This is a genomic window from Streptomyces sp. Ru62 (assembly GCF_002920615.1).
Classification (GTDB): Bacteria; Actinomycetota; Actinomycetes; order Streptomycetales; family Streptomycetaceae; genus Streptomyces.
Genome location: NZ_PQSU01000001.1, coordinates 230,885 through 249,655, shown reverse-complemented (window position 1 = coordinate 249,655; position 18,771 = coordinate 230,885). Strand labels below are relative to the sequence as shown.

Annotated in this window: 16 protein-coding genes and 2 pseudogenes; 8 read left to right on the top strand and 10 right to left on the bottom strand. The window is 73.7% G+C overall.

Going from position 1 to position 18,771, the window contains the following annotated elements; genetic code table 11:
- Positions 1–153: 153 nt before the first annotated feature.
- Entirely contained in the window at positions 154–822 is a 669-nt protein-coding gene (locus tag C3492_RS01240; RefSeq protein WP_103809826.1) for a pyridoxal 5'-phosphate synthase, read from the top strand.
- Between the two features lie 4 nt (positions 823–826).
- Here the strand turns inward: C3492_RS01240 and C3492_RS45325 are convergent.
- A pseudogene (locus C3492_RS45325) lies at positions 827–952 on the bottom strand (DoxX family protein); the annotation flags it as partial.
- Between the two features lie 231 nt (positions 953–1,183).
- On the opposite strand from C3492_RS45325, the gene C3492_RS01230 reads away from it, so the two are divergent.
- Positions 1,184–2,362 (top strand): NAD(P)/FAD-dependent oxidoreductase, encoded by a 1,179-nt coding sequence (locus tag C3492_RS01230; protein ID WP_103809825.1) that lies wholly within the window; start codon positions 1,184–1,186, stop codon positions 2,360–2,362.
- Positions 2,363–2,447: 85 nt separating this feature from the next.
- On the opposite strand, the gene C3492_RS01225 is transcribed toward C3492_RS01230, so the two are convergent.
- Entirely contained in the window at positions 2,448–3,755 is a 1,308-nt protein-coding gene (locus C3492_RS01225) for an MFS transporter (protein WP_181140131.1), read from the bottom strand.
- A 71-nt stretch (positions 3,756–3,826) separates the two neighbouring features.
- Between C3492_RS01225 and C3492_RS46585 the strand changes: the two genes are divergently transcribed.
- A complete protein-coding gene (locus C3492_RS46585) occupies positions 3,827–4,858 on the top strand; it encodes a GlxA family transcriptional regulator (RefSeq protein ID WP_103809823.1) in 1,032 nt (343 codons plus the stop codon).
- Here C3492_RS46585 and C3492_RS01215 read toward each other — a convergent pair.
- Entirely contained in the window at positions 4,760–6,043 is a 1,284-nt protein-coding gene (locus C3492_RS01215) for an MFS transporter (protein ID WP_103809822.1), read from the bottom strand. The two genes, C3492_RS46585 and C3492_RS01215, sit on opposite strands and share 99 nt — an antisense overlap.
- A 319-nt stretch (positions 6,044–6,362) precedes the next feature.
- On the opposite strand from C3492_RS01215, the pseudogene C3492_RS45300 reads away from it, so the two are divergent.
- Positions 6,363–6,476 (top strand): annotated as a pseudogene (locus C3492_RS45300) (cyclase family protein); the annotation flags it as partial.
- A 324-nt stretch (positions 6,477–6,800) separates the two neighbouring features.
- Here the strand turns inward: C3492_RS45300 and C3492_RS01205 are convergent.
- The 3 genes from C3492_RS01205 to C3492_RS01190 form a co-directional block, all read right to left on the bottom strand.
- Positions 6,801–7,274 carry an ATP-binding protein gene (locus tag C3492_RS01205; protein ID WP_103809821.1) on the bottom strand — a complete coding sequence of 158 codons (474 nt, stop codon included), beginning with the start codon at positions 7,272–7,274 and terminating at the stop codon, positions 6,801–6,803.
- A gap of 704 nt (positions 7,275–7,978) precedes the next feature.
- Positions 7,979–8,491, bottom strand: coding sequence for an EF-hand domain-containing protein (locus C3492_RS01195; RefSeq protein ID WP_103809819.1), 513 nt, complete (start codon positions 8,489–8,491; stop codon positions 7,979–7,981).
- 179 nt (positions 8,492–8,670) lie between these two features.
- Positions 8,671–9,045 carry an STAS domain-containing protein gene (locus tag C3492_RS01190; protein ID WP_014673334.1) on the bottom strand — a complete coding sequence of 125 codons (375 nt, stop codon included), beginning with the start codon at positions 9,043–9,045 and terminating at the stop codon, positions 8,671–8,673.
- A gap of 340 nt (positions 9,046–9,385) precedes the next feature.
- Between C3492_RS01190 and C3492_RS01185 the strand changes: the two genes are divergently transcribed.
- Both C3492_RS01185 and C3492_RS01180 read left to right on the top strand, forming a co-directional pair.
- Positions 9,386–9,943, top strand: a complete 558-nt coding sequence (locus tag C3492_RS01185; protein WP_103809818.1) for a sigma-70 family RNA polymerase sigma factor — start codon at positions 9,386–9,388, stop codon at positions 9,941–9,943.
- 254 nt (positions 9,944–10,197) lie between these two features.
- Positions 10,198–11,451 (top strand): maleylpyruvate isomerase N-terminal domain-containing protein, encoded by a 1,254-nt coding sequence (locus C3492_RS01180; protein ID WP_258055444.1) that lies wholly within the window; start codon positions 10,198–10,200, stop codon positions 11,449–11,451.
- Positions 11,452–11,560: 109 nt separating this feature from the next.
- On the opposite strand, the gene purU is transcribed toward C3492_RS01180, so the two are convergent.
- Both purU and C3492_RS01170 read right to left on the bottom strand, forming a co-directional pair.
- Entirely contained in the window at positions 11,561–12,442 is an 882-nt protein-coding gene (purU, locus tag C3492_RS01175) for a formyltetrahydrofolate deformylase (protein WP_103809817.1), read from the bottom strand.
- 71 nt (positions 12,443–12,513) lie between these two features.
- On the bottom strand, positions 12,514–13,011 hold the full coding sequence (locus C3492_RS01170) for a hypothetical protein (RefSeq protein WP_103809816.1): 498 nt from the start codon (positions 13,009–13,011) through the stop codon (positions 12,514–12,516).
- A gap of 117 nt (positions 13,012–13,128) precedes the next feature.
- On the opposite strand from C3492_RS01170, the gene C3492_RS01165 reads away from it, so the two are divergent.
- Positions 13,129–14,454 carry an ABC transporter substrate-binding protein gene (locus tag C3492_RS01165; RefSeq protein ID WP_181140130.1) on the top strand — a complete coding sequence of 442 codons (1,326 nt, stop codon included), beginning with the start codon at positions 13,129–13,131 and terminating at the stop codon, positions 14,452–14,454.
- A gap of 10 nt (positions 14,455–14,464) precedes the next feature.
- Here C3492_RS01165 and C3492_RS01160 read toward each other — a convergent pair whose 3' ends face one another.
- Together C3492_RS01160 and C3492_RS01155 are read right to left on the bottom strand one after the other, a co-directional pair.
- Positions 14,465–16,156, bottom strand: a complete 1,692-nt coding sequence (locus C3492_RS01160) for a hypothetical protein (RefSeq protein WP_103809814.1) — start codon at positions 16,154–16,156, stop codon at positions 14,465–14,467.
- Between the two features lie 201 nt (positions 16,157–16,357).
- Entirely contained in the window at positions 16,358–17,743 is a 1,386-nt protein-coding gene (locus C3492_RS01155; RefSeq protein WP_103809813.1) for a transcriptional regulator, read from the bottom strand.
- A 283-nt stretch (positions 17,744–18,026) separates the two neighbouring features.
- Between C3492_RS01155 and C3492_RS01150 the strand changes: the two genes are divergently transcribed.
- On the top strand, positions 18,027–18,692 hold the full coding sequence (locus C3492_RS01150; protein ID WP_103809812.1) for a bifunctional DNA primase/polymerase: 666 nt from the start codon (positions 18,027–18,029) through the stop codon (positions 18,690–18,692).
- Positions 18,693–18,771 lie beyond the last annotated feature (79 nt).

The window sequence follows — 18,771 nt, the reverse complement described above, 5'->3', positions numbered from 1 at the left end:
CCGGGGAAGGCCGGCAGCGCCCCGGCTGGGTGTGGCGTGGCCTCCGGGACCGTGGGGTGGTTCTGCTCCTCGGGGACCGTGGCGCCGGGAAGGGACTGAGGTACGGCCCTGCGCCGCGCGGGGACGCGCGTCGGCAAGGGTGATACTCGCCCCATGGCACAGCACGATCTACACGAGCTGCTCCGGTCGCTGCGGGTCTGGGACGCCCAGGTGACCGAGCTGCGGCCCTTCGACCCGGACACCGCCCCGCCCACCCCGCTGACCCTGTTCACGAACTGGTTCGCGGAAGCCGTCGCGGCGGGGCAGCCGGAGCCGCACACCATGTCACTGGCGACCGTGGACGAGGAGGGCAGGCCGGACGTGCGGACCGTGATGCTGCACGGCGCCGACGCGGACGGCTGGTCCTTCGCCACGCACGCCACGAGCCGCAAGGGCCGCGCGCTGACCGCCCGGCCGTATGCCGCCCTCTCCTTCTACTGGCCGGCGCTCGGCCGCCAGGTGCGGGTGCGCGGGCCGGTGACGTCGGCGCCGGCCGAGGAGAGCCAGGCCGATCTGCACGCGCGGTCCACGGGTGCGCTGGCTGCCGCGCTGACCGGCCGGCAGAGCGAGGAACTGCCCTCCGTGGAGGAGCTGCGGCGGGCCTCGGAGGCGGCCTGGGAGCGGGCCCGGCAGAACCCCGGCGAGCCGTCGCCGACCTGGACCCTGTACCGGCTGCACCCGGAGACGGTGGAGTTCTTCCAGGGGAACGCGGAACGGCGGCACGTGCGCCTGGAGTACCGCAGCACCGGGTTCGGCTGGAGCAGGGTGTTGTTGTGGCCGTGAGGAAATAGGCGACCACGTACGCCATCGGCGTCGGACGGGGTCCGACCGCTGTGGCGAAGCCCGCCCAAACCGGGGTCCAGCGGTGCTTCGCCGCCACCTCCGCCGCCCAGGCGATGCCGCTGCCCCGCTCCCCTCGGCTCCTGTGAGTAAGCCCAACCGACCCCGGCGACTTCATCGCCTGGATCGCCCGGATCACGGGTCACCGCGCCGGGAAGCGGTAGCGGCGGCAGCGGGCACAGAAGCGGTGCCGGGCGCCTTCTTCACGGCCGGGACACCCTTCCCGTACACCCGTGATCAATCCGCAACCAATTCCGGTCTTGACCGAGACCCATCAACCGGGTGTGTGGTTACGCTCCCGCTCATGGCCGTCTCCCGTCCCTCCCCCGCTCCCCTGCCGCCGACCCCCGCCGACCGCCCGGTCTATGTGATCGGAGCCGGCCCCGGGGGTCTCGCCGCCGCGTACGCGTTGCGGGCGCGGGGGGTACGGGCCGTGGTCCTGGAGAAGTCCGACCAGGTGGGCGCCTCCTGGCGTCGGCACTACGACCGGTTGCACCTGCACACCACCCGACGGCTGTCCTCGCTGCCCGGGCTCGCCATGCCGCGGAAGTTCGGCCGCTGGGTCTCCCGGGACGACGTGGTCCGCTACCTGGAGAAGTACGCCGAGCACCACGAACTGGAGATCGTCACCGGTGTGGAGGTCCACCGCGTCGAGCGGAGCGGGGACGGCACCGGTTGGCTGCTGCACGCCTCCGGCGGCCGGGAGCTGACCGGCAGCGCGGTGATCGTCGCCACCGGCTTCAACCACACCCCGCGCATCCCCGACTGGCCGGGCCGGGAGTCGTACGGCGGCGAGTTCCTGCACGCGGCCGAGTACCGCGACGCCGGACCGTACCGGGGCCGTGACGTGCTCGTCGTCGGCATCGGCAACACGGGCGCGGAGATCGCGGTGGACCTGGTGGAGGGCGGGGCCGCGCGGGTGCGGCTGGCGGTGCGCACGGCGCCGCACATCCTGCGCCGGTCGACGCTCGGCTGGGCCTCCCAGTACTCGGGCGTGCTGGTCCGGCGGCTGCCGGTGTGGCTCGTGGACCGGCTCGCCGGGCCGGTGGGGCGGCTGAGCACGCCGGACCTGACCGCGCACGGGCTGCCGCGTCCGGACACCGGCCTGTACAGCAGGGTGAAGCAGGGCGCGATCCCGGTCCAGGACGTCGGTCTGATCGACGCCGTGCGCACGGGCAAGGTGGAGATCGTGGCGGCCGTGGAGGCGTTCGAGGACGGCAAGGTGGTCCTCGCCGACGGCAGCCGGGTCTCTCCCGACGCGGTGATCGCGGCGACCGGGTACGTGCGGGCGCTGGAGGGGCTGGTCGGGCACCTCGGGGTGCTGGACGGGCGCGGCAGACCGGTGGTGCACGGCGGCCGCACACCCGCGCAGGCGCCCGGCCTGTACTTCACCGGGTTCACCAACCCCCTCAGCGGGATGCTCAGGGAGCTGTCGATCGACGCGGGGCGGATCGCGAAGGCGGTGGCGAAGAAGCTGACCTAGCCGCGTGGCAACTGCGCCCGCCGCTGTCTCACAGGAGGCGGGCGGAACGTTGCTCGGATCGACCGGTGTGCGTTCGGTGGTGCCGTCAGGATACGGCGAGCGTGCGGGCGGCCGATGGGGTGCGCCGGATGACCAGCGCCATCAGGGCCGCCGCGGCGCACAGGGTGCCGGAGGCGTACCAGACGACGTCGTAGGAGCCGAAGACGTCCCGGGCGACTCCGCCGAGGTAGGCGACGACGGCCGCGCCGACCTGGTGGGAGGCGAGCACCCAGCCGAAGACGATGGCGCTGTCCTCGCCGAACTGCTCGCGGCACAGGGCCAGGGTGGGCGGGACGGTGGCGACCCAGTCGAGGCCGTAGAAGACGATGAAGAAGAGCATCGGCGGGTGGACGGCGGGGCCCAGCAGCATCGGCAGGAACAGCAGGGACAGGCCGCGCAGGGCGTAGTAGACGGCGAGCAGGCGGCGCGGTTCGAAGCGGTCGGTGAACCAGCCGGAGGCGATCGTGCCGACGACGTCGAACACGCCGATCACCGCGAGCAGGGAGGCCGCCGTCGTCACGGGCATGCCGTGGTCGTGCTCGGCGGGCACGAAGTGCGTCTGTATCAGCCCGTTGGTGGAGGCACCGCAGATCGCGAAGGTGCCGGCGAGCAGCCAGAAGGTGCCCGTGCGGGCGGCGGAGGACAGGACCCCGAGCGTGCGGCGGGCGGCGCCGGTGACGGGCGGCGGCTTGGGCACGAACTCCCGCGCCCCGTACGGCGCCACGCCCACGTCGGCCGGGTGGTCGCGCAGCAGGAGCCAGACGAAGGGGACGACGGCGAACGCGGCCAGGGCGACGGTGACCGCGGCGGGCCGCCAGTCGTGGCGCTCGACGATCCAGGACAGCAGCGGCAGGAAGACCAGCTGGCCGGAGGCCGAGGCGGCGGTGAGGATGCCGGTGACCAGACCGCGCCGCTCGGTGAACCAGCGGTTGGTCACCGTCGCCGCGAAGGCCAGCGCCATGGAGCCGGTGCCGAGCCCCACCAGCAGGCCCCAGCACAGCAGCAGTTGCCAGGCCGCCGTCATCCACACGGTCAGTCCGGAGCCGAGCGCGATCACGGTCAGCGCCGCGGCCACCACCCGGCGGATGCCGAAACGGTCCATCAGCGCGGCGGCGAAGGGCGCGGTGAGGCCGTAGAGCGCGAGGTTGACGGAGACGGCGGCGCCGATGGTGCCGCGCGACCAGCCGAACTCCTGGTGCAGCGGGTCGATGAGCAGGCCGGGCAGGGATCGGAAGGCCGCCGCGCCGGTGATCGTGACGAAGGTGACGGCGGCGACGAACCAGGCACGGTGCACGCGGCCGCGCCGGGCGGGCGGGGCCTGGACGGGAGCGGCGGCTGGAGTTGTCTGAGTCACGTCACCCACCCTCCCGTGCGTATGCTCGTGCATCGAGTGGCCCGGTGGACATCCTTCGCTAGGATCGGGCCATGACGAGCGCAGTCACAGGGGAATTCCGGCCGCACCGGGTCGCCGTCCTCGCCCTGGACGGCCTGCTGCCGTTCGAGCTGGGCATCCCGCACCGGATCTTCGGCCGCCCCCGGGACGCCCAGGGCCGGCACCTGTACGAGGTCGTGACCTGCTCGGCCCGGCCGCCCGGCACGATCGAGACGGACGCCGACTTCGCCGTGCAGGTCGCACACGGCCCGGAGACACTGGCGACGGCGGACACGGTGATCGTCCCGGCGTCCTACGAACTCGGCCCGCTCTACGACGAGGGCCGGCTCACCGACGAACTGGCCGCCGCCCTCGCCCGCATCCGCCCCGGCACCCGGCTGGCCTCCATCTGCACCGGCGCCTACGTCCTCGCCGCCGCCGGCCACCTCGACGGACGCCCGGCCACCACGCACTGGGCCGACGCCGAGCGCTTCCAGCGGATGTTCCCGAAGGTCAAGGTGGACGCGGACGTGCTGTTCATCGACGACGGGGACGTGCTGACCTCGGCCGGGGTCGCCGCCGGGATCGACCTGTGCCTGCACATGGTCCGCCGCGACTTCGGCACGGCCGTCGCCAACGACGTGGCCCGCCGCACCGTCGTTCCGCCCCACCGCGACGGCGGCCAGGCCCAGTACATCCACCGCCCGGTCCCCGACCCCCAGGTCGCCACGACGACCGCCGCCCGCGCCTGGGCGCTGGGCCGGCTGCACGAGCCGATCCAGCTGCGGGACCTGGCCGAGCAGGAGGCCATGTCGGTACGCACCTTCACCCGCCGCTTCCGCGAGGAGGTCGGCATCAGCCCCGGCCAGTGGCTCACCCAGCAGCGCGTGGAGCGCGCCCGGCACCTGCTGGAGTCCACGGACCTGTCGATGGACCAGGTGGCGCGGGAGTCGGGCTTCAACACGGCCCAGTCGATGCGCCAGCACCTACAGGCCGCCCTCGGGGTCACGCCCACCGCCTACCGGCGCGCCTTCCGCACCGGCGGCGGCGCCGAGCGGCAGCACGGCGTCGGCACCCGGCGCTGACCGGCCGGCCCGTCTCTCGCCCCACCAGCCGACCGCCGTCAGCAGCAGGGTGAGGGCCACCCCGGCCAGGATCGCCGTGGACGGCGCGGTGCGCGGCAGCAGGGCGCCCGCGAGGGAGCCCGTCGCCGCGTAACCGGCGCCCACGGCGGCGTACATGACCGAGTAGCCGGCGGCCAGGACGTCCGGCGGGAGCACCTCGCGCAGGGACAGGTTCCGGGTGAGCATCGCGCCGGACTGGAACAGCCCGGCCACGGCCAGTGCCGCCGCGATGCCCGGGGCGCCGGGTATCAGGGCGACCGCGGCCACCGCGGCCGACATGCCGGTCATCAGGACCGCGCTGCGGGTGCGGAGCAGCCCCGGCCAGGACCGTGAGCCGTACAGGAAGGCGCCGACGGCGGAGGCCACCGCCATCACCGTGAGCAGCGGGCCCGCCCAGCCCACGCCGGTGCCGCGCTGTTCGAGCAGGGCGGGCAGGACGAGTTCGGCGAGGGCCAGCAGGGACAGGCTGGCCGCGCCCGTGACGTACACCGGCCAGGCCCGGGCCAGCAGACGCCGCTTCGACACGCCCTCGCTGTCCCGGTCGCCCCGCTCGGCGGGACCGCCGGGGCCGTCCGCCGCCCAGCCGGCCGGGAGCGACCACAGGCCCGCGGCGGACGACGCCATCAGGGCGGCGGCGAGCAGCGGCGGCAGGCGGGGGTCGGCGCCGAGGGCGAGCCCCGTGACGGTGGCCGGGGAGACGGCCCACACACCGAACGTGAGCACCGACTCGGCGGACAGCGCCTGGGCCGCCGCGTGCGCCGGGACCAGGGAGGTGAGCAGGGTGCGCAGCCCGCCGGGCGCCGCGGCGGGCCCGGCCCCGGCGAGGAAGGCGAAGGCGGTGAGTATCGCGGCGGGCGCGCCGGGGAACGCGCCGAGGCCGGCGAATCCGACGGCACCCGCGACGAGCCCGGCGGCCAGGTGCGGGCGGGCCCGCCGGGGGTCCAGGCGCATGCCGAGCACGGGAGCGCCGATGATCTCGCCGATGACGTAGGCGGCGGCGAGGGCCGCGCCCAGCGAGTAGCCGCCGGGGCGCTCACGGACCAGGAAGACCAGGGCCAGCGGGGCCATGGCCACCGGCATGCGGGCGCCGACGGCCACCAGGGCCCAGGTCAGGACCGGCCGGGAGACGACATCGCGGTAGCTCATGCCTCGACGGTAGGGGCCGCCACCGACAACCGCCGTCCCCTTTTCCCGAGCCTGTGGACAACTTCGGCCGACGATGCCTGACGGGGGCTCACCCGGCGCCGGAACGTCAGAATCGCCCGCATGGCGCGCAACTCGGCCCGTCGGCGGGCCAACCGCCGGCGCGGCACCGGGTCGCGTACGGCCCCGGTCTCCACGGCGGCCGAGACGACTCCCGCCGGCTCCTGGGCGAAGCCGATCTGCCGGCCCTGTCCCTCTCCCCCGACGACGTGCGCCACACACGCGCGTGCCCCGCCGAAGAAGACCCCGCCGCTCGCCGAAGAATCCCGAAGAGTTGTCCACAGCCTGTGGAGAAACGGGCCGGCGCATGCTCCTGCTGTCGCCGATGCCCGAGCCGTTCGCGGGCGCGACGGGGTCACCGGTGGCACCGGTGGCATGGCGATCCTTTGAGCGACGGCGGCACTTCGGCCGTACAACGCGGCACGCGGCGGCACGACGGCCGTACGGCGGCAGCGCGGCCGCGGTCGGCGGCGCGTGGCTCCCCCACCGTCACGCGCACGCGCCGCCGTCCGACGCGATCCGCACTCGGCGAGGACCGCCGTCATCCCGGGCCCTCGCCGTCCCCTCGCGGCGGATCGACGCACCCCAGCCTGATCAGGCACCCAGGGAACGTCAACGCCGGTACGGGCCTGTGTTGCGGCAGCCCGCTCACGGCACCCGCGCACGGGCGCACCCCCCGGCGCACCACCGCTCCGGGCCGCTACACCACTTCGAAGGCGAGATCCTCGTACGCGGACAGTCCGCCCCCGTACGCCACCGCGGCGCTCTGCCGGGGCGGTGTACAGCGGTCCAGTTCGCACCAGATGCTCTTGCCGGCGTCGTCGGGGCTCCAGCCCCAGCGGTCGGCGAGACAGTCCACGAGGGCCAGACCCCGGCCACCGGTGGCGTCGTCGTCGGCGCAGCGGGGCACGGGCGCGCGCGAGCTGCGGTCGGTCACCTCGACCCGCACCGTGGCCGACGCGCACTTCTCGGCCGCCGGACCCGGCAGACAGAGCCGCAGCACGGCCGGCCGGCCCGTGTGCACCACGGCATTGGTCACCAGCTCGGACACGAGCAGGATCAGAGTCTCGGCCAGCGGCTCGTCGGCCGTTATCCCCGATCCCGCGAGCCGCGAGCGGGCCCACCTCCTCGCCCGCCCCACCTCCGCGGGGTCGGGCCGGATCTCCAGCTGCACTTGAAGCACCTGCACCGCTCACACCATCCGAACCGGCGGATCCATGACCCCACGCCAACCGCGCTCCGCGGTCTCAGCCGCGGCGGCGATCACGAGGGCCACGATCCTAGCCATTTTCTGCATGGCCAGAACAACGGCCAGAGCAAGGGTCACGGACCGTGACTCCCTTGCGAGACAGCATGGTTGACGTACAGTCACCCCAACAAGCGCTTCGGGCATATTCCCGCGCGAAGGAGTACGCGTAGGGCATACTGTGCGACGCTCGTGCCGGGGAGTCGAACAGACGGGGACAACGGGCCTGACCACCCCGCGAGCTGCGGCGCGCACCGCACGACCCGGCACCGCCCCAGGGGCACCGCCGACCCGGCTCGTACGCGCAGCCACTCGCATCTCACACAAGGTACCCGAGCGGACACCCGACTCCGGGCCGTGACGAGTCCGGCGAAGGACACAACCCGGTATCAACGCTCCGTGACCCCGGCAGGCCACGATCCGCTACATCGTGGGCCATGACTTCCCGGGCGCGGCGGGCCGGAACGCCACCGGCGGCTCAGCCGCACATCTCCGCCCAGGAGACCGAGGACCTGCCGGCCGCGCATCCGGCGGTGGGCGACGCGGCCGTGATCGGCCTGCCGGACGCCGAGCGCGGCGAACTGGTCCGTGGACGGCGGTGGTTTCCGCCGTCGGGGACCGCGGAGTCCCCGTTATTCGGGGACCGTGAAGTAGCGCGCGAACGCCGGTACGACCTCCGCCTCGCCGATCCTGCCGTCACCGTCGGTGTCGAGGGCGGCGGCGGCCTGGCGGGCGGCCTCCTCCGGGACGCGGAACACGCGCAGCACGCGCGCGGTGTCGGCGCTGCCGATCCGGCCGTCGGCGTCCGTGTCGGCCACCGCCAGGGCCGCGTGCAGGAAGGGCCGGGCGATCTCGGCGAAGCGGCCGGGGTTGTCGCGCAGCCGTTTGACCGCGCCGGTGACGAACTCCTCGCGGGTGATGCGCTGGTCGCCGTCCCGGTCGGCGATGCCGGCCATGCCCTGCCAGAACGCCTCCGCGCCGGCGTACAGCGCCTGCCCCTTGTCGGAGCGGGCGGGCACGCCGAACTCGGCGAGCAGTGCCTTGGCCGCCGCGTTGAAGTCCTCCCGGTCGATGTAGCCGTTGCCGTCCTGGTCGAAGGTGGCGAACCGGGCGGCGATCCTGCGCTCGTACTCGGTGCTGACCATGTCTGTTCGGGCCGCCTTACATGAGGGTCGTACGGGTGGTCCTGCCCGTGGGTGGGGGTGACCTGGCAGGGAGCGTACGACGCGGATGACCGGCAGACGGCGGGAAACCGGCGGTTGTGCCAAGACCGGGGGAATTCTGCGACACCAGTGTGGCCGTGTCGCGATGCCGTGACGGCCGCTCAGGCGGAGAGGGGCCCGGCCTCGTCCGTGGTCGCGGAGTCCAGGTCGGGGTGGACGTCGAAGAGACGGCGCACACCGAGCGCGCCGAGCACGCGGTTGACGTGCGAGCCGTCCTCGGCTCCCCGGTCCGGCAGGATCAGCCGCAGCCGGCCCTGGCAGGAGCGGATCAGCCGGCGGGCGGCGATGAGGACGCCGACCCCGCTGGAGTCGCAGAAGAACACGTCGGAGAGGTCCACCACGAGGCTGTGGTGCCCCTCGGCGACGCTGTCGTGCACCCGTTGGCGCAGCACCGGCGAGGTCATCAGGTCCAGTTCCCCGGACACCCGGAGGACGGCCCACTCGCCCTGCTCGACGCCGGTCACGCTGAATGCCACGGCCCTGCCCTCCGCTCGCCGGATGTCCCGGAACCGCCCGGAAACGGAAGCAGTTCCTACGTTTCTTGTCGCGCGGCTGCCCAGCGGCCGTTCCCCGAAACGTGACGCAACAAACGACAGTCGATCGACTAAGGGCTTGTTTCGGTCACTATCGGTCCTGTTCGATCAGAGGTGCACGCATCTTGTGTGAAGGATGTGTGAAGGGGGCACTATCACCTGCGGCCCTTGCGGGGGCGCACATTGACACAAAGGGGCGTGCACCGTCTGACGTGCCGACTACATTCGAGAGGGCAGGACCGACAGGCTGGACGGGCCGGACAGGGCGAGGGGAGGGGACCGCATGGCCAGGAGGGACGTACCGCCCCGCTGGGACCGCAAGATGCAGCAGCGGCTCGCGCGCGGTGAGGCGGCCGCCCTCGGCGAGCTCTACGACCGTTTCGCCTCCCTCGTGCACAGCCTCGCCCACCGCGTCCTCGCCGACGAGCAGGACGCCGACGCCGCCACCCGCGAGGTCTTCGCCCACGTCTGGGAACACCCGGAGACCTACGACCCCCAGCAGGGCCCCCTGCGCTCCTGGATCGCCGCCGTCACCCACCGGGTCGCCGTACAGCGGCTGCGCGACCGGGAGGAGCTGGAGCAGCCGCGGCGCGAGGAGCTGGAGAGCAAGGTGCGCCGCGCCTCGGTCGCCGCCCGCGCCGACTACATCGTGCACTCCATGCCGGCCCCGCTGCGCGCCGCCCTCGACCTGGCCTACTTCCAGCGCCGCGACTACCGCCAGACCGCGGCCGACCTCGGTGTCACCGAGGACGAGGCCCGCCGTCGGCTCCGACTCGGCCTCCAGCTCCTCTCCACCGCCCATGACACCGGCACACCGCCGGGATACCGGGGTGCGGTGTGAAGGGGACGGGCGGCTCCGGGGCGCACGACGAGTACGGCGAGTTCGGCGAGTTCGGCGGGTTCGGCGGGTTCGGCGAACACGCCGGCCACGGGGGAGACGAGGGCCACGGCGGTGACGCGCGCGGGGAACGGCCACGGGGGGACGCCGACTTCGGCGGGCGCGGCTCCGGGCACGACCGGCGTGGTTCCGGAGGATCCGCTGCCGGGAGTTCCGGTGCCGGGGGTTCCGGCGGGCGCGGCGGCAGTTCGGGGGACGTGCCGCCCGCTGCCGGTGGGTCCGGACCCGCCCCGGCGCCGCGGATACCCACGCCCCGCGCGTCCGTGGAGGACAGCGGGCTCCCGTTGCCCGACCTCGCCGATCCGGGAGACCTCACACCCGTGCCGCTCGACCTGTCGCACGACGTCCTGAAGTCGCTGCTCGGCGCCTGGGCGCTGGCCGCCTGTTCGGCGGCGGAGACGGCGGCCGTCGAGGAGCACCTGGGCGACTGCGGCTCCTGCGCCGACGAGGCCCGCCGGCTGCGCGAGGCGGTCGGCCTGCTGCACCAGCCGGAGACCCTGGACCTCAACCCGGCGCTGCGCACCCGCGTCCTGGCCTCCTGCCTGAAGCGCCGGCCGCCGCGCATCCCGGTGCCCGACTGGGCGGCGCCGTACGACGCCGAGACCGCGCGGCTGGACGCGCTGCTCCAGGACTTCGGGGACGCGGAGTGGCACGCGCCGGTGCGGCTGCGCTGGTTCGAGGCCGACGCGCCGACGAGCCGTCGTACGACCGTCGCCGGGGTGATCGCGCACCTGCTGTCGGTGGACGGGCTGATCGCGACGGCGCTCGGTCTGGAGGACCCGCTGGCCGAGGTCGCCGACGCCGACAAGGAGGCCGTGGGTCCGGCGGGCCGCACGGAGGCGTTCTGGCGGGCCTCGCACTTCCCGCCGACGCGCTCGGTGCGGGGGCCGTGGCGGGAGCAGAGCCACAGCCTGGTGCGGACCGTGTCCTTCACCGGCGGCCACGCGGGCGGTCTCACCGTGCCGTACGGCGACTTCGCGCTGCCGCTGCACGACGCGATGCTGGACCGCGCCTTCGAGTGCTGGGTGCACGCCGAGGACATCGCCGAGGCGGTGGACTATCCGTACGAGCCGCCGGCGCCGCGGCACCTCAACAAGATGATCGACCTCGCGGCCCGTCTGCTGCCGACGGCGCTCGCCGCGCGCCGCCGGGCGGGACTGTCCGCGCCGGGCCGCCGGACCCCGCACCTGGTCCCGGCCGGCGCGCCCGGCCGCAGCCTGCGCCTGGAGATCGAGGGCGCGGCCGGCGGCGAGTGGCTGATCCCCCTCGACTCACCGGCGGCGGTGGGTTCCACCGACTTCGAGGTGGCCCACGTGGCCCTGGACGGCGTGGAGTTCTGCAAGCTGGCGGCGGGGCATGTGCCTCCGGAGGAAGCCGCGGCGGGTCAGGTCGGTGACCGCGAAGCGATCAGGGACGTGCTGTTCGCGGTTGCGTCACTGAGCCGGATGTAGGGGCGGGGCCGGACGCGTCGGGGCTGCGGGTGACCTGGGGTTGCTCGCGCGGTTCCCCGCGCCCCCGGAGGGGCGCCCAGCCGCCCCGCGACGGAAAGCGCCCGAGCGGCTAGGCGAACACCACCGTGCGGCGCCCGTTGAGCAGGATCCTCCGCTCCGCATGCCACTTCACGGCCCGCGCCAGCGCCTGGCACTCCACGTCCCGGCCGATGGCCACGAGCTGGTCCGGCGTCACGTCGTGCCCGACCCGCTCGACCTCCTGCTCGATGATCGGGCCCTCGTCCAGGTCCGCGGTGACGTAGTGCGCCGTCGCGCCGATCAGCTTCACCCCCCGCGCGTGCGCCTGGTGGTACGGCTTCGCGCCCTTGAAGCTCGGCAGGAAGGAGTGGTGGATGTTGATGATCCGGCCGCTGAGCTGCTTGCACAGGTCGTCGGAGAGGACCTGCATGTAGCGGGCGAGGACGACCAGCTCGACCTTCTCCTCGCGGACGATCTCCAGCAGCCTCGCCTCGGCCTCCGACTTGGTGTCCTTCGTCACCGGGATGTGGTGGAAGGGAATGTTGTAGGAGCCCACCAGCTCCTCGAAGTCGGTGTGATTGGACACCACACCCACGATCTCCACCGGCAGCGCGCCGATCCGGGCCCGGAACAGCAGGTCGTTCAGGCAGTGCCCGAACTTGCTGACCATCAGCAGGATGCGCATCTTCTCGTCGGCCCGGTGGATCTGCCAGTCCATGTGGAAGGAGTCACCGATCGCGGCGAAGCTCGCCCGCAGTTTGTCCACCGTCACCGGCGCCTCGGCCGAGAAGTGGACGCGCATGAAGAACAGTCCCGTGTCGTGGTCGCCGAACTGCTGGCTGTCCTCGATGTTGCAGCCGGTCATGAACAGATAGCTGGACACGGCGTGCACGATGCCCTTTTTGTCCGGGCAGGAGAGCGTGAGGATGTACTGGTCGGCCGGTGCGGCGGCGGAGGCGGACTGATCGGTCATGCACCACAGGGTCCCACACCGGCCACCCGCCATGGGGCGGCCGTCCGCCACGCGGACCCCGCCAGGACCCGTCAGGACCTCGTCAGGATCCGCAGCACGTCCAGGCTCTTCGGCGGCACGTCCGGGTCCTCCCCGTCGCTCACCGACATCCGCACGTGCGCGTCCCGGGCCGCCCGCACCGCGTCCGGCCAGCCGGAGTGGTCCAGGTAGGCGGCGACGGGCGCGTCCGGGCCGACCTGGTGCATGATCCGCAGCACCCGCAGCACGGCGGTGTCGACGAGCGCCGCCTCCTGCGAGTCCCGGAATATGGTGCCGACGTACTTCTCGGCCGACCAGCTGTCCAGCCAGGTGTCCTCCACCAGCCGGTACACCGCGTCCGTGACGTCACCGTAGCCGTCCACGCCGGCCAGCCAGACGTCCCGCTGGAACACCGGGTCGGAGAGCATGTGCAGCGCCGAGCGCACATTGCTGCGCCACCGCCACCACGGCATGTCGTTCAAGGGCATGCCGCCCATGGTGGAGGAGCGACGGCCGCGACGGGAAGAGTTCTCCGAACCTTGCACGGTCATCGATCGTACGTTCCCCGTCCCCTGTATCTCACCGGCCCCCGTAATTCACCTCCGTGTCACCCTTCGTTGACCAAGAGTCACTCCGGGGTTGGTCCTGTGAGGGAATCGTGCGTGTGCATGACCGGCAGGCGACGCACGCGCAGTACTCCTCTCCCCGTCCTTCCCCGCCCCGTCAGAGCCACCGTCCTCGCGGCGGGCGCGGTGGCCCTCTGTGCGTCCCTCACCGCCGCGTGCGGGGTCATCCCCGGTGCCACGGGGGGCTCCGGGGATGACCCCGTCAAGGTGATGACCTGGGCCCCGCAGGACACCGACGCGACCAACAAGCCCGGCATGCCCGCGATGGCCCGCGCCTACGCCAAGTGGATCAACTCCCACGGGGGCATCAACGGCCGCAAGCTTCAGGTGCTGACCTGCAACGACCACAACGACGGCGTGGGCGCCGCGCGGTGCGCCCGGCGCGCGGCGACCGAGAACGTGGTCGCGGTCGTCGGCTCCTACAGCCAGTTCGGCGACTCCTACCTCGCCCCGCTGGAGGGTGCAGGCATCCCCTACATCGGCGGCTACGGCGTCACCAACGACGAGTTCACCGGCGCCATGTCCTACCCGGTCAACGGCGGCCAGCCCGCGCTCCTGGCCGGCCTCGGCAGGGCCCTCGCGGAGAGCTGCGGCAACGTCGCCCTGGTCCGCCCGGACAGCATCGCCGGCGACCAGCTGCCCGCCATGCTCGACGCCGGTCTCAAGGCGGGCGGCCACGCGGACGCCGGCGACCAGCTCGCCGCGGAGGACGCCACCGAGTACGGCGGTCAGGCCGAACAGGCGCTGCGCCACGCGACCGAGGACGTGACCAGGAAGGGCTGTGTGGTGCCCGCCCTCGGGGACCGCACGGACACCTTCATGGACTCCTTCCGGCGGGCCCGCGAGAACTTCCCGGCCGTACGCACGGCGACCGTGCTCGGCAGCGTGGACCAGACCGTGATCAACGCGACCGGCGGGGCGTCGGGGCCGTACGAGGGGGCGTACATCACCGGCTGGTACCCGGTCGCCTCCGACCACCGCTGGGACCCGATGAAGAAGGTGATCAACGAGGAGGCCTTCGGCGACAACCGCATCGACCCCGCGGACGCCGGTGTGCAGACCACGTGGATCGCCTACACCGTCCTCAAGGCCGTCCTGGAGAAGATCGGCGAGGGCGAGGTGAGCGCCGACACCGTGCGGCGCACCCTCAACGACGGCCTGCGGGTGTCCACCGGCGGCCTCACCCCGACCCTGCACTGGCCCTACGAGAGCAAGCTGGCCGCGGTCGGCTTCCCGCGGCTGGTCAACGCCGACGTCACCCTCCAGGTGGTCCGGGACGGCAAGCTGGTCGCGGCCCGCAAGGACATCGGCGGCACCAACGGGATCGCCGACATGACCTCGACCCTGGAGAACGCCGACGTGCCGTGACGGTCGTCCGTCACAGTTGGGTCGGCTGGCGCTGGGTCAGGCCGTACTGCTTGGCGATCGCGTTCCACAGCGCCGCCGCCTTCGTCTTCTGCGCGCTGGCGGTGCCGCTCTCCCGGTTGCCGGCCTGCGTCTCGCCGGTGGTGCGGGCGTGCCCCTTGCGGCAGACCTTGTGCCCCTTGGCCTGGTCGGCCCAGGCCGCGTAGTGGTTGTCGGCCGCGGCGGACGCCTGCCATGCCTTGGTCAGCGCGGCCGTCAGATCGGCGTTGCCGGGCAGCTTGTCCACGGACAGCTTGCCGAGCCGCGTGACCAGTTGGCCGCGCTGCCGGGCCGCGTCCCGCAGGTTGGAGGCGGCCTGGTCGAGGTTGTCGCACTGCTTGACGTCCGCCACCGCCTGGATCACCGAGGCCCGGCTGCTGCCGCTGTCCGCGAGCAGCTTGTCCAGCTCGACGGCCTGCTGCCGGACGGGGTCGGCGGCGGGCGAGGCGGAGTCCTGGGTGGCCGGGGAGGTGGCCGCGACCGTCTTGTCGTCCGTGCCCCGGTCCTTGTCGCCCCCGCCGCTGAGCAGCGCGCCGGCGCCGACGCCGAGCACGACGATGCCGACGCCGATCGCGGCGATCAGCGGCACCCGTGACCGGCCCCGGCGCCGCCCGCCGTCGTCGTCCGGACCCGCGTCGTACGACGGCTGCGCCGGGCGGTACGACGCCTGCGCGGGGCCGGGGTAGGCGTCCTGCTGCACCCGCGGCAGCTGCTGGGTTGACCCGGCCGGGCTGTCGCCGCCCCCGGGGCCGCCGCGGAAGAGGTTGTCGAACTCGGCGGGCGGCTGCCGGTCCGCCCCCTGCGCCTGCGCCTGGGCGGCGTACGGCGGGATGTACTGCGTGGCCTCCGCGTCCGAGGCCGCGGGCGCCGCCTGCCGGGGCGTCTGGCCGAGGTAGCGCGTCTCCTCGCCGGCCGACTCCGGCGGCAACGCGCCGGGCGAGACCGGCGGCATGTACTGGGTGGCCGCCTCGTGGACGCCGCCCCCGGCGGGGACCGGCGGTATGTACTGGGTGGCGCCGTCGGCCTGCACGGGCGGTATGTACTGGGTGGCGCCCTCGTCGCCGGGCGCGGCCGGGCCGGCGGGCACCGGCGGGAGGTACTGGGTCGCGCCGTCCGCGCTCGGGGGCAGCGGGGCGCCCGCGGCCGGGTACGCGGACGGATGCGGCGCGGCGGAGGGCTGACCCGGAACGGGCTGCGCCGGGTACGGCTGCTGCTGCGCGTGCTGCTGGTAGGGATCGGGCGCGCCGTACGCGGGCTGCTCGGCCGCGCCGTAGGCGCCGGGACCGTCCTGACCGCCGTAGTGCGCCTCCTGGCCGCCGTAGGAAGCCGTCGGCCCGCCGTAGGCAGGGGCCTGGCCGCCGTACGACGGGGCCGGGGCGCCCTCCGGGGGCAGCGGTCCGGGGTTCGCCGCGGAGGGGGGCCGCTGGTCGGGGCCGCCGGGGGCGTCCCACTGCGGGGCCGCCGCCGGGGGCCAGCCCTGGCCCGGCTGGGGCGCCTGCTGCTCGGGGCCCCACGAACCGCCCCAGGCCTGCCCGCCGGCCGGGTGGGCGGGGGCGGGCGTCCCTGTCATGCCCGGCAGCAGGGGCTCTCCTCCGTCGGAGGGCAGCACGATGCCTTCGCGCGCGGTCCGCGCCGAGGGCTCATCGCCCTGTCCACTCTGCGTCACCGGGACTCCTACTAATGGGGGACCTTGTGAATCGTCGGCTCACGCTACCGGCTCCCCCGAGCCCCGTGCCACGCAGTGCGGTTCGCGACCTCCTCCCTGTGACAGCGGTAACACCAGCGCCCCGCGAAAGCGCTGTGCGCGGCACCCGGCGCACACCCGGGTGCCGTTTCCCGTTCGTTCACGCTCCGACCGGGCTGGTGTTCACGCGGCCTGCTGGAGATCGAGCCGCGCCCCGAACTCCCGTACCACCGCTTCCTCCCGGAAGGGCTCCAGCCGCTGCTGGAGGTCGTCCAGGTACTCGGCGCCCCGGTTGGAGCGGAGTGTCTCCAGCAGCTCCACCGCCTTCATGCCCGTGGTGCAGGCCTGCTCGATCTCGCGCTGCTGCACCTGGGCCGTGGCGAGCAGCACATAGCCGATGGCGCGCCGGCGGGCCCGGGACTCCGGGTGCCCGGCCAGCGACTGCTCGGCGTACCGCGCGGCCTGGTCGGCCTGCCCGAGGTCGCGGTGGCAGTGGGCCAACTCGTCGGCCAGGTAGGCCTCGTCGAAGTGCGCGATCCACACCGGGTCGTCCCCGGCGGAGTCGTCCGCCCCCTCCATCGCCGTGATCGCCCGGCCGCCGGCCTCCTGCGCCGCGCGCGCGTCACCGAGCAGGGCGTGCCCGCGCGCCTCGGCGGCGTGGAACATCGCCTCCACGCGCGGGGTCACCTGCCCGCGCGCCCCCTCCTGCGCCGCCCGCGCCAACTGGGCGATCTCGCGCGGGTTCCCGAGCTGCGCGGCGAGGTGGCTCATGGACGCGGCGAGCACGTAACCGCCGTACCCGCGGTCCCCGGCGGCCTGCGCGAGCCGCAGCGACTGGATGTAGTACCGCTGGGCGAGGCCCGGTTGCCCGGTGTCGACGGCCATGTACCCCGCCAGCTCCGTCAACCGGGCGACGGCGGCGAAGAGTTCCCGGCCGACCGCCTCCCGGTAGGAGCCCGCGAGCAGACCGGAGACGACGCTGTTGAGGTAGTGCACGACGACCGGGCGCACATGCCCGCTGCCGTACTGGTGGTCGAGGTCCACCAACGCCCGGGTCATGGACCGTACGGCCGCCACGTCGGACTGGCCGACGCGCGGGCCCGCCTGCCGGGCCACCTGGGGGTCCGGCGCCGAGATCAGCCAGTCGCGGCTCGGCTCGACCAGCGCGGAGGCGGCGACGGAGGAGCCGGACAGGAAGTCCCGGCGCCCCACGTCGCTGCGCCACAGCTCGCAGACCTGCTCGATGGCGCCCAGTACCGTCGGCGAGAACTGGAGACCGACCCCCGAGGCGAGGTTCTTGCCGTTGGCCATGCCGATCTCGTCGATCGTGACCGTACGGCCGAGCTTGCGCCCGAGCGCCTCGGCGATGATCGCCGGGGCCCGGCCCCGCGGCTGCTGGCCGCGCAGCCAGCGCGCCACGGACGTCTTGTCGTAGCGCAGGTCGAGGCCGTGCTCGGCGCCGCACATGTTGACCCGCCGGGCCAGCCCGGCGTTCGAGCACCCCGCTTCCTGGATGAGTGCCTGCAGCCGTTCGTTGGGCTGCCTCGCCACGAGAGGCCTTGCGGCCATGTGCTACCCCCTGCGTTGCGATCCCCTGGAGCGTGTTGCGATCCTCCGGAGCACAAAGATCCGGCCGGAAGATCACTGCCCAGCTGACATAACGTCAATGCGTGACATATGCGGATTGCCGGGGTAAAGGCGGTTCCCCCCATCCCTGACTACCCATCTCACGCCCCGCCCCCTCCCGCGCGCCCCCGGCCATGCACCCATGCGCCCCGACTGCCGAATCGATGCTCCTCCCCCGCGCGCGTTACGGCCGTAACTCCAGGTGGGTGCGGGAGTTGAGTGGGACGTGGAAGAGACGATCGCGGGCGCCCAGGACACTCAGACGGCAGGTCACATCCCGCAGCAGCGCGGGGAGTCGCTGCTGGAGACCGCCGTACGCTACGCCGAGGAACGGCACTGGGACGTGTTCCCGGGCACCTGGCTGGAAGCCGTCGACGGCAGGCAGCGCTGCTCGTGCGGCGACGCCTCCTGCCCTGCGCCGGGTGCGCACCCCGCGCGCCCCGACTGGGCGACCCAGGCGACCGGCAGTGCGACCGTCGCGCGCCGGATGTGGCAGAAGCAGCCGACGGCGGCGATCCTGCTGCCGACGGGCCGGACGTTCGACGCGCTGTCCGTCCCGGAGAGCGCCGGGTTCCTGGCGCTCGCCCGGATGGAGCGGATGCAGCTGACACTCGGACCGGTCACGCTGACCCCGGACCGGCGCATGCAGTTCTTCGTCCTGCCCGGTGCGACCGCGAAGGTGCCGGAGCTGGTACGGAAGCTCGGCTGGTCGCCGGCGTCACTGGACCTCATGACCCTGGGCGAGGGCGCGTACGTGGCGGCGCCTCCCACGCGGTTCGGGTCCCGGGGGGCCGCGCAGTGGGCCCGCCGGCCGACGCCGGCGAACCGGTGGCTGCCGGACGCGGAGGAGTTGATCTCGCCGTTGGCCTATGCGTGCGGGAGGGATCGGTAGCCGGCGCCCACTCGTCTGCCGGGTGCCGGTGACGTGGCGGCCACCGGTCGTCGTGGCTGGTCGCACCACCGGCCCGCGC

Bases quoted from the DNA above. Each gene is read 5' to 3' on its own strand.
- purU (WP_103809817.1), bottom strand. From the start codon at position 12,442: ATGACCGATCAGTCCGCCTCCGCCGCCGCACCGGCCGACCAGTACATC.
- C3492_RS01165 (WP_181140130.1), top strand. From the start codon at position 13,129: ATGACCGGCAGGCGACGCACGCGCAGTACTCCTCTCCCCGTCCTTCCC.
- C3492_RS01230 (WP_103809825.1), top strand. From the start codon at position 1,184: ATGGCCGTCTCCCGTCCCTCCCCCGCTCCCCTGCCGCCGACCCCCGCC.
- C3492_RS46585 (WP_103809823.1), top strand. From the start codon at position 3,827: ATGACGAGCGCAGTCACAGGGGAATTCCGGCCGCACCGGGTCGCCGTC.
- C3492_RS01155 (WP_103809813.1), bottom strand. From the start codon at position 17,743: ATGGCCGCAAGGCCTCTCGTGGCGAGGCAGCCCAACGAACGGCTGCAG.
- C3492_RS01185 (WP_103809818.1), top strand. From the start codon at position 9,386: ATGGCCAGGAGGGACGTACCGCCCCGCTGGGACCGCAAGATGCAGCAG.
- C3492_RS01215 (WP_103809822.1), bottom strand. From the start codon at position 6,043: ATGAGCTACCGCGATGTCGTCTCCCGGCCGGTCCTGACCTGGGCCCTG.
- C3492_RS01195 (WP_103809819.1), bottom strand. From the start codon at position 8,491: ATGGTCAGCACCGAGTACGAGCGCAGGATCGCCGCCCGGTTCGCCACC.
- C3492_RS01170 (WP_103809816.1), bottom strand. From the start codon at position 13,011: ATGACCGTGCAAGGTTCGGAGAACTCTTCCCGTCGCGGCCGTCGCTCC.
- C3492_RS01240 (WP_103809826.1), top strand. From the start codon at position 154: ATGGCACAGCACGATCTACACGAGCTGCTCCGGTCGCTGCGGGTCTGG.